This window comes from Mycobacterium sp., assembly GCF_049278535.1.
In the GTDB taxonomy this organism is placed as follows: Bacteria; Actinomycetota; Actinomycetes; order Mycobacteriales; family Mycobacteriaceae; genus Mycobacterium.
Genome location: NZ_JBAPMI010000147.1, coordinates 24,701 through 41,333 on the forward strand (window position 1 = coordinate 24,701; position 16,633 = coordinate 41,333).

The 16,633-nt window shown below is 67.1% G+C and carries 3 protein-coding genes; all 3 read right to left on the reverse strand.

From position 1 onward, the window contains the following. Positions 1-9 precede the first annotated feature (9 nt). The 3 genes from WAO18_RS09490 to WAO18_RS09500 are packed head-to-tail and all read right to left on the reverse strand — an operon-like array spanning position 10 to position 16,546. On the reverse strand, positions 10-1,515 hold the full coding sequence (locus WAO18_RS09490; RefSeq protein ID WP_422205827.1) for a carboxylesterase/lipase family protein: 1,506 nt from the start codon (positions 1,513-1,515) through the stop codon (positions 10-12). A gap of 19 nt (positions 1,516-1,534) precedes the next feature. After that, complete coding sequence (locus tag WAO18_RS09495; protein ID WP_422205829.1) at positions 1,535-4,147, reverse strand: NAD-dependent epimerase/dehydratase family protein; 2,613 nt, start codon at positions 4,145-4,147, stop codon at positions 1,535-1,537. Between the two features lie 3 nt (positions 4,148-4,150). After that, positions 4,151-16,546: a type I polyketide synthase gene (locus WAO18_RS09500; protein WP_422205830.1), complete on the reverse strand. Its 12,396-nt coding sequence runs from the start codon at positions 16,544-16,546 to the stop codon at positions 4,151-4,153. Positions 16,547-16,633 lie beyond the last annotated feature (87 nt).

The window sequence follows — 16,633 nt, forward strand, 5'->3', positions numbered from 1 at the left end:
CATTCGCGGTCATCGCGCCAGGGAGAAGCCCTCCCACGCCATGCGCCGCTCAGGGTGCGGATCGAACTCCAGATGCGACTTGCGGTCGAACACCATCACCGCCCGGTCGGTGTCGGCGTAGACCGGCCAGTCGTCACCAGGATTACCGTTACGGCTGAATGCCCGCCAGCGCCTTTGCACTTCGCTGGTGACCCGCAGAGCGGATCGCCGATCGACGGGCGCCGTGAGCAACGCCCCGAGCTTGGTGCGATATACACCGAACACCGCGAGCAGTTCGGTGGCGTGGGTGGCTCCGAGCCCAGACCAGCGCAGCACCCGCGGCGCGTAGTCGTACCGGTACAGATACACGGGCGCGTGCCTGCCGTGAGCCTCGGCGATCTCCCACGCCGCAGAGCTGAACGCGAAATCGCCGCCGAGCCGGATGCACGCAGATCGGCCCGGATAGTCCGGGTAGGCGCCGGTAATTCGTTCTCGGGCAGCGGGATCCACCTCGGCCAGCAGGGCCTCGATCATCGGTTCGGTGGTGGGCAGTAATTGCAGGAAACGCGTGAACAGGCGTCCTTCTTCGGCGTTGGTTCCCACGATGAGCGGAACCCGGTGCGATGTGCCCTGCCGCATCGCCTCGACAGGATCAAGTGGCAGGTAGTCGTCACCGAACACAGGGCCGATGGGGAACGCGCCGAGCATGTCGCGCACGCCGTCGTCTATCAATCGATTTTGCGCTGCCACAAGTTCTGCGGGAGACGCTTTCAGCAACGCGTGGGCCGCATCCTGCTTGCGAGCGCCCAGCAAAGTGGCGAATCGCGCGGCGAATTCGGCCGCTACCTCAGTGGATCGGGTCATGCCGCTGGCCGGACTCTCCGAAATCGCCTGGGCGAAAAGGCCTTTTGCATCGGGCGCAGCCAGCAGCGCCGCAACCGCATGCGCTCCGGCGCTTTCACCGAACACCGTCACATTGTCCGGATCCCCGCCGAACGCCCCGATGTTGTCTTTGACCCAGCGCAACGCCAGCACCACATCGCGCAGGAACAGGTTGCTTTCGAGGGTGATGTCCTTGGTGGACAGCGCCGACAAGTCCAGGCAGCCCAGCGCGCCGAGACGGTAGTTGACCGAAACATAGACACAGCCACGGCGAGCCAGAGCCACCCCGTCGTAGATCGGCGTGGCCGAGCTGCCCATGATGTATCCACCGCCGTGCACGAACACCATGACCGGAATCGACTCGCTGCCGGGTGCTTCCGGTGCGACGACATTCAGCGTGAGGCAGTCCTCGCCCATCGGCTGGTATTTGCCCACCCCGAGCAACGTGTAGCGACGCTCTTGAGGTGCGCACTTGGTGAAGCCGTGGCAATAGCGCACGCCCGGCCACGGCTGGGCGGGCTCCGGTGCCCGGAATCGCAGCGCACCGACCGGGGGGCGGGCGTATGGGATCGATCGCCACCGGTGTACGCCGTCGCGGGTGAAGCCTTCAACGGTGCCCGCGGCTGTCGTCACGCGGACGGTGTGTTCGTGCATCATCTGACGGTAGCGAACGTCAAGGGGTGGCGCTCGGCAGGTCCGGTTCGAAGACGCGGATTGTTCCGCTGCTGCCGTCGACCTCGATCAACGCCCCGGCCGCGAGGCGCCGCGTCGCGTCGTGCACGTCCACGACGCATGGGATGCCGAATTCGCGTGCCACCACCGCGGCGTGCGACATCGGCCCGCCCAGTTCCGTCACGACGGCGCCGGCATAGGAGAACGCGGCGGTGTAACCGACGTCGGTGACTTCGGCGACCAGGATCTCGCCGGCTTCCAGCTCGTCGATGGTCTCCGGCCTGACGATGCGCACCCGACCGCGGACCCGACCGCCGCTCACGCCGGCCCCGGTCAGGGTTTCGCCGCGGGAAAGTACCGATGCCTCGACGGCAGTGGGCTGCCAGTCGCCGGTGAAGACCGCCGGCGGCGTCACTCCGGCAAGTCGCTGCTGTTCGGCGCGACGGCCCGCCACGAGGGCCGCGGCATCGGCGGGAAGCGCGTCGAGTTCGTCGACCAGCAGATAAAACACGTCGTCGGCAGCCTCGAGCGTTCCCGATTCCACCAGCCTGCGACCAAGCTCGCGAAGTAGATTGCGTAGCACCCAGTTTGCCCGCACCATGCGGTCGCGACGGACTTCGCGGTCGCGAACCTGATGAGCGGCCAGCAGCGCAACCGGTCGGGCGCGCAGTGGGATCACCGGACGGCTGGTCACCGAACGGGACGGCATATCAAGTGATTTCGACACCATCCGGAGCAGTAACTCTGGGTTGTCGGCGTAGCTGAAGGAGCGCATCTCCAGCTCCGCGGGGCCGCGGTGTCCGACCTTGTTCAACTCACTGCGGACCGCTGCGTAAAATCGCGGGGCGTTGGCGGACAATTCGGCCAGGTGTTCGCCGGGACCCGCCAGTATCCGGGCCGCGTCAGGGTCACGCTGTGCGGTTTCGGCCAGCCGGTACACGGCGCTCAGCGGCCCCGCGCTGGCCAGCTCTTGGCCGACCGGTAGCACCATGTCGCGCCCATTCAGGCCGCGCAGGATCGTGCTCAGCGCCGCGAACGCCATGAACGTCCCGGACGCGAGCACCCAGCCGTCGACGACGTAGTCGCGCGCCAACAAGATCAAGCTCTGCAGTCGAGGTTCGGAAAGTTGCGAAAGATCGCCCACTGCAATCTCTTCCAACCGCTCGATATCGTGGACGAAGTCGTCCGTGTCGCGAGTTGCGCCGACGATCAGCCCGGCCAGGTTGACACCGAACACACCAAGATTACGGATCGTGCGCAACGGGCCTGCTGCGTTGCGGGATTCGCGCGGTAGCTGCTGTTCACCGTGGATCGGCAGTGTGGCCACGCTCGGACCGAAGAACTGGCTCTGCCTAACCACGGTGCCCGGCTTGACGAACGGCACGACTTCAGCCATGTAATGTGCGGTGGTGATAGCTCCGTACAGGCGGTGTGCGAACACTCCGACTGTGCGAGTGGCCATCTCGCGCTGAATCAGTCCGCCTGGCCGTAGACGTCGTGCGATCACCGCACCTGATGCGCGCAGTCCTCTGACCGTGACCGACGACGACGAGGGTGAGAACGGCCCCGGCAGCGCCTCCGACAAGTTGGTGGCCAGATAGGTCGGGAAGCGCGGGTCGATCGGGGTGTCGAACTCGCCATTGCCACCGTCCGGGCCGGCCATCACCGTCGGCAACCCGTCGGCGGCCGGTATATCGACCGCCGGGATGTCCTGCACATGCGTCAATCGCCACGGCAGCGAGGTCGACCACGACCCGAAGCTCACGTGGCCACGTACCGCCAATGCGACGTCATCCAAGCAGTCCCGCCCGGTCCAGGCCGGTGTGTAGTTCCATTTATCGCGCAGCAGAGCGGTATCCAGCGGTGGCGCGCTCACCAGTAGGTCAAGTTCGGCCGGCCGGCTCAGCCCTCGCAGCCATCTTGGCACCCGCAGGATCGGCCGCCCGAGTGTTTCGGCGATCTCTGCGAGGGTGAACTCCCCCGGCGCGGCGAGGTTCACCGGCCCGCTGCCGATGCCCGGGTCGGCGGCAGCTCGAACGAAAACCCGGTGTGCGTCGTCGCTGTGCACGACTTGCAGGGGCACGTCGCTGTCTGAGAAGAAAACGGAAGCCAATGCTCGTCGCACCCAATTGTCGACTCCGCGGCCAAGGACCGCCGCCGAGCGGATCGCCACCCATTCGGCACCGCACGCCGCGATCATCTCCTCGGCGCTGGCCTTGTCGCGTCCGAACGTCGAAACAGGCTGCAGCGAGTCGGCTTCCGACCATCTCGATCTGCCGAAACCATAGACATGCGCCGATGAGGCGAAGACGATGCGGCGGGTATCGCTCTGTGTCATCGCGTCGAGCACATTGCGGGTGCCGCCAATGTTGACCTCGTGTTGGCCGGCCGCAGGAGTGACCGCCCAGGCAGCGTGCACCACGACCTCGGCGCCCTCGACCGCCTGCCGCACCGCTGCGACGTCGCGAATATCGCCGTGCACGAAGGTGGCTTCGCTGGGCCAGCTTTCGGGCCGATGGCGGGCCAGACCGACGACGTCGTGGCCGGCACTGAGCAGACGGACGACCACGCCGCGGCCGATGACTCCGCTGGCCCCGGTGACGGCGATCCTCATGGTCTAGTCGTCGTCGTCGAGGAACGCCGCATTGACCAAGTCGTCGAGATCCATTGTTGCGAGGTCTTTTTCCCTGTCCTGTTCAGCATCGGCGCCGTCGGCCTCGTTTGCCAGGCTGAGCAGCAGCTCCAACACCCCGGCCTGCCGCAGCCGTTTGACCGGGATCGAGGCCACCACCCGCTGGATCTCCGCCTCACCGGGGGCGGCTTTGGGCGCCGCCTCGACCGCGGCGCCGACCAATTCCTGGCGGAAGTAACCCGCCAGAGCCGTGGAGTTCGGGTAGTCGAAGATCAGCGTCGGCGACAGCGGGAGCCCGGTCGCGGCTTTGAGTCGGTTGCGCATCTCGACCGCGGTCAGCGAGTCGAAGCCCAACTCCTGGAACGCCTTGTCCGGATCGATCGCCTCCGGGGTGGTGCTGCCCAGCACTGTCGCGATGTGGGACCGCACCAGATCCAGCAGCACCGCCTGTTGCTCGTCCTCGGGCAGACCTTCGAGGCGTTGCAGTAGCGCGGATTTCGACTTTGCGGCGGCCAGCGAGTCGTCGACCTGACGCCGAGCCGGCGCGTTGATCAGATCGACGAACATCGGTGGCAGGGTTCCACCGTCGAACTTGGCCCGAAGCGCGGTGGTGTCGATGTGTGCGGGCAGCAGGAACGGCTCGTCGATCACCATCGCGGTGTCGAGCAGTTGCAGCGCCTGGGTGGACGACATCGCCACGATGCCGTCGCGGGCGAATCGCGCGAAGTCCACGGCTTCCAGTGCGGTGGTCATGTCGCTGGTCTGATCCCACAGACCCCAACCCAGCGAAATCGCCGGCAGGCCGCGAGTCCGGCGGTGCACTGCCAAGCCGTCCATGAAGCTGTTGGCGGCAGCGTAATTCGCCTGGCCCGATGATCCGACCAGCCCGGCCATCGACGAGAACATCACGAACGCCGACAGATTCGAATCCTTGGTCAGCTCATGCAGGTTCCACGCCGTATCCACCTTGGCTCGCAACACCGCATCCATCCGCTCCGGGGTCAATGACGTCACCACTGCGTCGTCAAGAACGCCCGCGGTATGGATCACCGCCGACAACGGATGCTGGACCGGAATGTCGGCCAACACCTTGGCCAGCGCCGCCCGATCCGACGCATCACAGGCGACCACCGATACTTCGGCACCGCCGGCGGACAACTCCGTGCTCAGGTCCGCGGCGCCCGGGGCATCCGGACCGCGCCGACCGATCAACACCAGGTTGCGGGCCCCGTGATTGGCGACGACGTGACGCGCCAGGGCCGAACCCGCCATGCCGGTACCGCCGGTGATCACCACCGTGCCCAACGCCCACGCATCCGGCATCGTCAATACCACCTTGCCGGTATGACGAGCCTGACTCAGATACCGCAGCGCTGCGGGCGCGCGGCGCACATCGAATGCGGTCACCGGTAGCGGCCGAAGCGTCGTGTCGTCGAACAACGCCAACAGGTCGCCGAGCATCCGCTGGATGTGGTCTGCCCCGGCCTCGAAAAGGTCGAAGGCGCGGTAGCGCACACCGGGATACTGCTGGGCGATCTCACCGGGTTCGCGGATGTCGGTCTTACCCATCTCCAGGAACACCCCACCGGGGGCCACCAGACGCAGCGAGGCATCAACGAACTCGCCGGCCAGCGAGTCCAGCACCACATCCACGCCGCGACCGCCCATTACCGCACGGAATTTGTCCTCGAAATCCAGCGTGCGGGAATCGCCGATGTGATCATCGTCAAAGCCCATCGCCCGCAATGTGTCCCACTTGCCACGGCTGGCAGTGGCGAACACTTCCAGACCGAAGTGACGTGCCAACTGCACCGCGGCCATGCCGACCCCGCCGGCCCCGGCGTGCACCAACACCCGCTGGCCCGACTTGACGTCAGCCAAGGCGGTCAGCGCGTAGTAGGCCGTCGTGAAGACCACCGGCGCGGTGGCGGCTTCGGTGTACGACCAGCCTTGCGGGATCTCCATCAGCAGGCGGGCATCGGTGACCGCCATCGTGCCGGTGCCTTCCGGGAACAGCCCCGTCACCCGGTCTCCGACGGCGAAACGACCGACATCCGAGGCGGTTTCGATCACCACACCGGAAGCCTCTACACCCATGACGGCATCCTCGTCGGGGTACAGACCCAGCGCGATCATGACATCTCGGAAGTTGGCCGGCATAGTGCGAACCGCGACCCGGACCTGGCCGGCTGCCAGCGGTGCGTCGGCGTCCGGGATCGGCTCGAGGACCAGGTTCTCGAAGGTGCCCTTGGTGGACATGCCCAGTCGCCACGCCTCGTCACCGGGGGGCACCAACAGCGCGTCCACCGCCCGGCTGCCATGTACCCGACCCGTGTAGACCGCTTCTTTGCGCACGACGACCTGTGGCTCGCCGGCCGCCAGTACCGCGGCGATCGCCGTATCGTCCAGCGGCGCATCGGAGTCCACCAGAACGATCCGGCCCGGATGCTCGGTCTGCGCCGAACGCACTAATCCCCACACCGCGGCACCGGCCAAATCGGTGACGTCCTCCCCCGGCAGACCCACGGCCCCACGCGTCGACACCACCAGCATTCCGGAGTCGTTTTCGGAGAGCCAGGACTGCAGTGCTGCCAGTGCGGCGTGCGTGCGGGCATAGGTCGATGCCAGCGGATCGTCGTCGACGGGCTGCGATTCGAAGATATCGTGTGGCGGCGTCTCACCCTTGGCTTCGCTAGCCGCGGGTGACCAGACGACTTCGAAGATCCGGTCGGGCCCCGAGCCCGATACGGCCGCCATCAACTGCTGACGCGATACCGGGCGGGCGACCATCGACGCTACCGACAAGACCGGCAGCCCCAGCGCGTCGGCCAGTTCCAGCGATACCGATGACGGACCCGACGGTGCTATACGTGCTCGCACCGACGCTGCGCCGGCCGCGTGCAGCGAGACGCCCTGCCACGAGAACGGCACCAGGACATCATCTTTGCCGTCATGATCGGCCTCGGTCGCGACGATCACGGCGTGCAGGGCGGCGTCCAAGACCGCCGGGTGCACGCCGAATCCGGCCGGCGACACACCGGCGTTGTCGGGAAGCGACACATCGGCGAACACCTCGTCGCCGCGGCGCCACATCGCGGTCAACCCTTGGAACGCCGGACCATAGCCATAGCCGCGCGCGGCCAACCGGTGGTAAAGCCCGTCGATGTCGACCGGTGTTGCGCCCGGTGGTGGCCAGGCGGCCAGGTCGGTGCCGGCCTCCTCGGCGCCGGGTCGGACAATGCCTTCCGCGTGCAATGTCCAGCCCGAGTGTGCGTCGCTGCGCGAATACACCGACACCGCACGGTTGCCCGTCTCGTCAGCGGCGCCGACGACAACCTGCATCGACACCGAACCCGTTGCCGGGATCACCAGTGGCGCCGCCAGCATCAGCTCGTCGACAACAGTGCAGCCGACCTCGTCGCCGGCGCGGATCGCCAATTCCACGAAGCCCGATCCAGGGAAGATGACGACACCGCCGATGGCGTGATCGGCCAACCACCCGTGCGATCCCGATGAAAGCCGGCCGGTAAGAACCACGCCGCCCAGGCTCGGCAGCTCCACCACAGCCCCCAGCAGCGCGTGCTCGCTGGCTGCCAAGCCAAGTCCGGCGGCATCGACCGCGACCTCATCACGTGATAGCCAGAACCGGCGTCGTTCAAAGGCGTACGTCGGCAGCTCGACAAACGTGGCTCCCGGCAGTGTGGCACGCCACTGGACTCCGACGCCGGACACGAACGCCCGGGCCACGCCGGCCATCACGCTGTTGGGTTCGGGACGGTCTTTGCGCAGCAACGGCACCGACATGACGTCGGCGTCAGCCAAAGATTCCTCGATGGACGATGTCAGGCCACCGCCGGGGCCTACCTCGACGAATCGGGTGGCGCCAACCGAATTCGCGTGCCGGATGCTGTCGGCGAACCGAACCGCGGCCCGGATGTGTTGGGTCCAGTAGTCGGCCGTCGCGAAGTCGTCTCCGGCCAGCTCGCCAGTCACATTGGAGATGACCGGAATGGTGACCGGATTGACCGCGAGTTCCCGTGCCGCTGCTTTGAATTCGCCGATCATCGGCTCCATCAAAGGCGAGTGGAAGGCATGCGAGACGGCGAGCTGGTGCACCCGCCGGCCCTGGGCGCGCAGTTGATCGGCGATGGCGGTTACCGCCGCTTCGTCTCCAGAAACCACGACCGAGGACGGGCCGTTCACCGCGGCGATTCCGGCGTTGTCGGTCAGCAGCGGACGTACCTCGTCCTCAGTGGCCTGCACGGCGACCATGACGCCGCCCGGCGGCAGTGCCTGCATGAATCGGCCACGCGCGACCACGAGCAGCGCCGCGTTCTCCAGCGACAGGGCACCGGCGATGTGCGCCGCGGTCAACTCGCCGACCGAATGGCCCATCACCATGTCGGGCCGCATTCCCCAGGACTCGAGCAGTCGGTACAGCGCAACCTCGACGGCGAACAGTGCCGGTTGAGCGAATTCGGTTGTGTTCAGCAGGTCTTCGTCGTGACCCCACATCACTTCGCGAAGCGGACGTAACAGGTGGCGGTCCAGCTCGCCGACCACGGTGTTGAATGCTTCGGCAAAGACCGGGTAGGTGGCGTGCAGTCCCATGCCCATGCCGAGCCACTGCGAGCCCTGGCCGGGAAAGACGAATACGGTTTTACCGGCCAGCCCGGTCCCGCTGATCACCGACGTACCTGGCTGGTGATCGGTCAGCTCGCCCAAACCGGCCAGCAATTGCTCACGATCGGCAGCCAGCACCACCGCGCGATGCTCGAAAGCCGAACGACCCGCCAGCGACCACCCGACGTCGGCGGCCGCCAATTCGTCCCGGGCGCCGATGAATTCGGCCAACCGTGCGGCTTGTGATTCCAGGGCAGCCGTCGACTTGGCCGTTACCACCCATGGGATGACGGCCCGCGGCGTGACCGGGGTTTCGACGGGCTGCTCGACCGGCGGGGCGGACTCGATGATCACGTGCGCGTTGGTTCCGCTAATGCCGAACGACGACACCCCCGCCCGGCGCGGGCGTCCGTTGGCCGGCCAGGGCTGCTGGTCGGTCAGCAGTTGCACCGAGCCCATCGACCAATCCACATGCGGGCTGGGCGCATCCACGTGCAGCGTCGCCGGCAGCACCTGATGGCGCATCGCCAGGATCATCTTCATCACCCCGGCCACACCTGCGGCGGCCTGGGTGTGGCCCATGTTGGACTTGATCGAACCCAACCACAGCGGCGTGTGCCGATCCTGTCCATAGGTCGCCAAAATCGCCTGGGCCTCAATCGGATCGCCGAGTGTGGTGCCGGTGCCGTGGCCTTCGACCGCGTCGACGTCAGCCCCGCTCAGTCCCGCGCTGGCCAATGCCGAGCGGACCACCCGCTGCTGGGACGGCCCGTTGGGGGCGGTCAGCCCGTTGGAGGCGCCGTCCTGGTTGATGGCCGAACCGCTCACGACCGCCAGTACCGGGTGGCCGAGTCGCTTGGCGTCGGAGAGCCGCTCCAGCACCAGCATCCCGCCGCCCTCGGAGAACCCGGTGCCGTCGGCGGCCCCGGCGAACGCCTTGCAGCGACCGTCGGTGGAAAGTCCTCGCCAGCGGCTGAATTCGACAAAGATGTCGGGCGTGGCGTTGATCGTGACACCTCCCGCCAAGGCGAGATCGGACTCGCCGGACCGCAGCGACTGCGCCGCCATATGCAGCGTCACCAGCGACGTCGAGCATGCGGTGTCCACCGACACCGCCGGGCCTTCCAGCCCCAGCACATAAGACACCCGGCCCGACGCCACGCTGGACAGCTGCCCGGTGAGCCGGAAGCCTTCTACCGGCTGAGCGGAGAACATGCCGTAGCCCTGCGTCATCAGCCCGGCGAACACTCCGGTGGCGCTCCCCCGCAACGTGGTCGGGTCAATCCCGGCCCGCTCCAACGCTTCCCAGGTCAACTCGAGGAACATCCGCTGCTGGGGATCCATCGCCAGCGCTTCAGACGGTCCGATGCCGAAGAATGCCGGGTCGAAGTCGCCGACGCCCTCGACGAAACCACCGGTGCGGGTGTAGCAGGCGCCGGGCACGTCGGGGTCGGGGTTGTACAGGTTGGCCAGATCCCAGCCGCGGTCACCGGGGAATTCGGACACGACGTCACGGCCCTCGATGACCATGTCCCACAAGTCTTCCGGTGAGTTGACTCCTCCGGGGTACCGGCACGCCATCCCGACGATCGCGATCTGCTCGTCTCCGGTGATCCGCACGGCGGACACACTCTTGACTTCTTGCGGCACACCCTCGAGTTCGGTGCGGAAGTAGTCCGCGAGCCGCCTTGGTGTCGGGTAGTCGAAGATCAGCGTCGGCGAAAGCGCCAGCCCGGTGGCGGCTTTGAGTCGGTTGCGCATCTCAACGGCAGTCAGCGAATCGAAGCCCAGCTCCTGGAATGCCTTGTCCGGATCGACGGCCTCCGGAGTCGTGTTGCCCAGGACGGTGGCGATGTGCGAGCGAACCAGGTCCAAAAGAACAGCGTGCTGCTCAGCTTCCGGCAGCCCGTGGATGCGTTGGGCCAGAGCCGACTTCGACTTGCTGGCGGCCAGCGAATCGTCGACCCGACGACGCGTAGGTGCGTTGATCAGGTCGATGAACATCGGCGGCACAACGGCGGCATTGGCCCGCAGTGCGGCGGCGTCGATGTGTGCGGGCAGCAGGAACGGCTCGTCGACCACCATCGCGGTGTCGAAAAGCTGTAGCGCGTCGGTCGACGACAGTGCCTTGACACCGGTGCGAGCCAACCGGGCCCGGCCCGCGTCGTCGAGCCCGCCGGTCATGTCGCTGGCTTGATCCCACAGGCCCCAGCCCAGCGAGATAGCCGGCAGGCCGTGCGCACGGCGGTGGGCGGCCAAACCATCCAGGAAGGTGTTGGCCGCCGCGTAGTTCGCCTGACCCGACGATCCGACCAGGCCGGCCATCGACGAGAACAGCACGAACGCAGACACGGTCGAATCCTGGCTCAGCTCATGCAGATTCCAGGCCGCGTCCACCTTGGCTCGCAACACCGCATCCACCCGCTCCGGCGTCAACGACGTCAACATCGCGTCGTCGAGCACACCGGCGGCGTGAATAACTGCCGATAGCGGATGCTGCACCGGAATGTCGGCGATCACCTTGGCCAGCGCCGCGCGATCCGCCGCGTCACACGCCACGACCGACACCTCGGCACCGGCAGCCGTCAGCTCCGCGGTCAACTCCGCGGCACCGGGTGCGTCCGGTCCTCGGCGGCCGAGCAACAACAGATGCTGCGCGCCGTGATTGACGACCAGGTGGCGGGCCAGCGCCGAACCGGCCATTCCGGTACCGCCGGTGATCACCACCGTGCCCAACGCCCAGGCGTCCGGCATGGTCAGCACGACCTTGCCGGTGTGACGGGCCTGGCTGAGATACCGCAGCGCCGCGGGTGCGCGCCGAATATCGAAGGTCGTCACCGGCAACGGCCGCAGCACTCCCGCGTCGAAGAGTTCGGCGAGTTCCAGCATGTACTGGTGCATCCGGTTGCGACCGGGCTCGAACAGGTCGAAGGCGCGATAGCGCACACCCGGGTACTCCTCGGCAATCTTTCCCGGGTCCCGGATGTCGGTCTTTCCCATCTCCAGGAACACCCCGCCGGGCTTGACCAGCCGCAGTGAGGCGTCGACGAATTCACCGGCCAGCGAGTCCAGCACCACGTCGAAGCCCCGGTCGCCGACGATGGCACGGAACTTGTCCTCGAAATCCAGCGTGCGCGAGTCGCCGATGTGGTCGTCGTCAAAACCCATCGCCCGCAACGTGTCCCACTTGCCACGACTGGCGGTGGCAAAGACTTCCAGTCCGAAGTGCCGCGCCAACTGCACCGCGGCCATACCCACGCCACCGGTGCCCGCGTGTAGCAGCAAACGCTGGCCCGGCTGCACGTCGGCAAGGTGGACGAACGCGTAGTAGGCGGTGGTGAATACGGCGGAGATGGCAGCGGCTTCGGCGTACGACCAATCGGACGGCAGCGGAAGCAGCAGCCGGATGTCGCCGGCGACCAAGGTGCCGCTGCCGTCCGGGAAGAACCCGTACACGTCATCGCCGATGGCGAATTCGGTGACGCCGGGGCCGACTTCGACGACGACGCCCGCGCCTTCCCCACCGATCAGCGCATCGTGGGTGAACATGCCCAGCGTGATCATGATGTCGCGGAAGTTGGTGGAGATGGAGCGCAGCGCGACTCGCACCTGGCCCGGTTCCAGCGGCGTACCGGCGTTGGGTACGGGCTCCAGTTGCAGGTTCTCGAACGTGCCCGCGGTCGACAGACCAAGGCGCCACGGCCCCTCAGCCGGCGGGACCAGCACACCGTCCACCGCGCGGCTGCCGCGCACGCGCGCGGTGTAAATCGTCTCGCCGCGGACGAGAACCTGCGGCTCTCCGACCGCCAGGACCGCGGATATGGTCGAATCGCTTAGCGGTACATCGGAATCAACCAACACGATCCGGCCGGGATGTTCGGTCTGCGCCGACCGCGCCAACCCCCACACGGCCGCACCGGCCAGATCGGTGACGTCCTCACGCGGCAGCCCTACCGCGCCATGGGTCGACACCATCAAAACGCCCGACTCGTGTTCGGCCAGCCACGATTGCAACGCCGCCAATGCCTTGTGCACACGTTCGTAGCTCGCGGTGACAGGATCGCCTGCAGCCGAAGCAGACTCGAACACCTGGTAGGCCGGTGTCTCAGCGTGCGACGCGGCAGACGCCGGCGACCAGGTCAGCTCGAAGAGTCGGTCCCCAGTCGAGCCGGAAACCGCGGCCATCAACTGCTGCTGGGATATCGGGCGGGCGACCATCGACGTCACCGTCAACACCGGAAGGCCCAGCCCGTCGGCCAGTTCGACCGATACCGCCGATGGACCCGACGGTGCAATCCGCGCCCGCACCGCGGACGCTCCTGCGGCGTGCAGCGACACACCCTGCCACGCGAACGGCAGTGCCACACCGGCGCCGTCGTGCGTGACTGCCGCCGCGTGCAACGCCGCGTCTAGGAGCACCGGGTGCACACCGAATCCGCTCACGCCCCCTGCCGCCTGAGGCAACGTCACCTCGGCGAAGAACTCGTCGCCGCGACGCCACAACGCAGTCAGCCCTTGGAACGCCGGGCCGTACTGGTAGCCACGCGCTGCCAGCCGCGCATAGCCGTCGGTCACATCGACGGGAGTTGCGCCTTCCGGAGGCCACACTGACAGATCCGCCACCGGCTCCACCGCAGTGGACGACAGGATCCCCGTCGCATGGCAATTCCATGCGGATTCCGCGGTCTCCCTGGAGAACACCGACACGCTGCGCTGGCCGGATTCGTCTTCGGCGCCGACCACCAGCTGCACCGCGACCGAACCGGACGCGGGCAGCAGCATCGGAGACTGCAAGGTCAATTCGTCGATCACCGGGCAGCCGACTTCGTCGCCGGCCCGGATGGCCAACTCGACGAAGCCCGCACCCGGGAAGACGACCATCCCGTCGACAGCGTGATCGGCCAGCCAGCCCTGGGTCGCCGGCGACAGCCGGCCGGTCAGCACCACCCCGCCGGTTTCCGGCAGTTCCACCACGGCGCCCAACAGCGCGTGCTCACTGGCTCCCAAGCCCAAGCCCGCGGCGTCAATTGCTGCGCCGTCACCGGAGAGCCAAAACCGCCGTCGTTCAAAGGCATAGGTCGGCAACTCGACAAAGCCGGCGCCCGGCAGTGCCGCCCGCCAATCCACCTTGACGCCCGACACGAACGCCTGGGCGGCCGAACTGAAGAACCGGGCAAGGCCGCCGTCGTCGCGGCCAAGGGTGGGCACCACCACAGCTTCAGCACCGCCGTCGGAAGCGGTGTCTTCGATGCCGACGATCAGGGCCGGGTGCGGGCTGGATTCGATGAATGTCCGGTAGCCGCTCGTAGACGCGGTGCGCACCGCCTGATCGAATTCGACGGTCTGGCGGATGTTGCGGAACCAGTAGTCGGCGGTCAGTTCGGCGGTGTCCAAGACGCCGCCGGTGACCGTGGAAAAGAACACGGTCCGCGCCGTCTGGGGCTCGATACCCGCCAGCGCCTCGGCGAGCTGCTCCCGAATCGCATCGACGGCAACGGAATGCGACGCGTAGTCGACGTCGATGCGGCGGGCCCGAAGTTCACGCTCGGTGCACAGGGCCACTATCTCGTCGAGCGCGGCAACCTCACCGGAGAGCACGACCGCCGATCGCCCGTTGATCGCGGCGATGCTGACCCGATCGCCGTACGGTGTCAACAGTTCTCGGGCGTGATCGGGTCCACACGCCAACGAGGCCATCCCGCCGCAGCCGGACAACGCCAGCAGCAGTTTGCTCCGCAGGGTTACCACCCGTGCGGCGTCGCGCAGCGATAAGGCGCCCGCGACGTAGGCCGCGGCGATCTCACCCTGGGAATGCCCGATAACGGCGTCCGGGCGCACCCCGATCGACCGCCACAGTTCGGCGAGCGAAACCATCACCGCGAACAGTGCCGGCTGAACGACGTCGACGCGGTCCAGGCTCGGCGCGCCCGGCGTCCCGCGCAACACGTCGATCAACGACCAGTCGACGAATTCGGCGTACGCCTGCGCGCAGGCATTCATGGTCTCAGCGAAAACTGGCGCAGTATCCAGCAATTCGACGCCCATGCCGATCCACTGCGAGCCTTGGCCGGGGAAGACGAAGACGGCCTTGCCAACGGGAGTGGCGTGGCCGGTGGTCACCGAACCGCCCGGCATCCCGTCAGCCAACTCACCCAGTCCGGCCAGTAACTCGCCACGGTCACGCCCGAGCACCACCGCCCGATGCTCGAAGGTCGACCGTCCGGCCAGCGACCATCCGATGTCGGCAGCATCCAATTGTTCACGGGCACTGATGGATTCAGCTAGTCGGGACGCCTGGGCAGACAGTGCCGCCGCGCTCTTGGCCGACACCACCCACGGCACCACCGACGGTTGCGGAGCGCTCGCAACGGACTCGGGCGACGGGCACTCCTCGATGATCACGTGCGCGTTGGTGCCGCTGATTCCAAACGATGAGACCCCGGCACGGCGGGCCTGTCCATTGGCCGGCCACGACTGGGCTTCGGTCAACAGCGACACCGCGCCGGCCGACCAATCCACATGCGGGCTGGGCACATCCACGTGCAACGTGGCCGGCAGCAACTCATGGTGCATCGCCTGCACCATCTTGATCACACCGGCCACACCGGCGGCAGCCTGGGTGTGACCCATGTTCGACTTGATCGACCCCAGCCACAACGGTTTTCCGGGCTCGGCTCGATCTTGGCCATAGGTGGCCAGCAGCGCCTGCGCTTCGATCGGGTCGCCCAAAGTCGTTCCCGTGCCATGGCCCTCGACCACGTCGACTTCACCGGCGCTCAGTCCGGCATTGGCCAACGCCGTGCGCACCACCCGCTGCTGGGACGGACCATTGGGTGCGGTGAGCCCGTTGGAGGCGCCGTCCTGGTTGACCGCGGTGCCGCGCACCACCGCGAGCACCCGATGGCCCAACCGCTGGGCATCCGAAAGCCGTTCCACCACCAATATTCCGCCGCCCTCGGACCAGCCGACACCGTCGGCGGCCCCCGCGAAGGGCTTGCACCGGCCATCCGGCGACAGGCCCCGGTGCCGGCTGAATTCGACGAAAACCGTTGGGGTGGCGTTGACGGTCGCGCCGCCGGCCAGAGCCAGATCGCACTCCCCCGATCGCAACGACTGCACCGCCATATGCAGGGCCACCAATGACGACGAGCACGCGGTATCGACCGACACCGCCGGGCCTTCCAGCCCCAGCACGTAGGCCACCCGGCCGGTCGCCACGCTGGACGTCATACCGGTCAGTCGGTAGCCCTCGATTTCTTCGGCGAGCATCCCGTAGCCCTGGACGATGATTCCGGCGAACACTCCGGTGGCGCTGCCCCGCAACGTGGTCGGGTCAATTCCGGCCCGCTCCAAGGCTTCCCACGACAACTCCAGCAGCATGCGGTGCTGCGGGTCGGTGGCCAGTGCTTCGCTGGGTGCCACGCCGAAGAAGCCCGCGTCAAAACCCGCCACGCCGTCGACGAATCCGCCGGCGCGCGCGTAGCACTTGTGCGGCGCATCGGGGTCGTCGTCGAAAAGTCCGGCCAGATCCCAACCGCGGTCGGTCGGGAACTCCGACATCACGTCGCGCTTGTCGGCGACCATTTCCCAGAGACTGTCCGGCGAGTCGACTCCGCCGGGGAATCGGCACGACATGCCCACGATCGCGATCGGCTCGCCGGCGCGTTCCAGCAGCGCCCGGTTCTTGCTCTTCAGGCGCTCGACCTGGACCAGCGCTTTTCTCAACGCCTCGGTTGCATGCTGAAGTTGGTCAGCCATGTCCTACCCCTCGCCTAACGTCGGTCGTCGCTCAATGCGGCCCTGGGATGAGAAGCAGGGTCATCCGCCGCACAGGTGAGGACGAAC

Coding starts and splice junctions, on each gene's coding strand:
- WAO18_RS09490 (WP_422205827.1), bottom strand. CDS start 1,515: ATGCACGAACACACCGTCCGCGTGACGACAGCCGCGGGCACCGTTGAA.
- WAO18_RS09495 (WP_422205829.1), bottom strand. CDS start 4,147: ATGAGGATCGCCGTCACCGGGGCCAGCGGAGTCATCGGCCGCGGCGTG.
- WAO18_RS09500 (WP_422205830.1), bottom strand. CDS start 16,546: ATGGCTGACCAACTTCAGCATGCAACCGAGGCGTTGAGAAAAGCGCTG.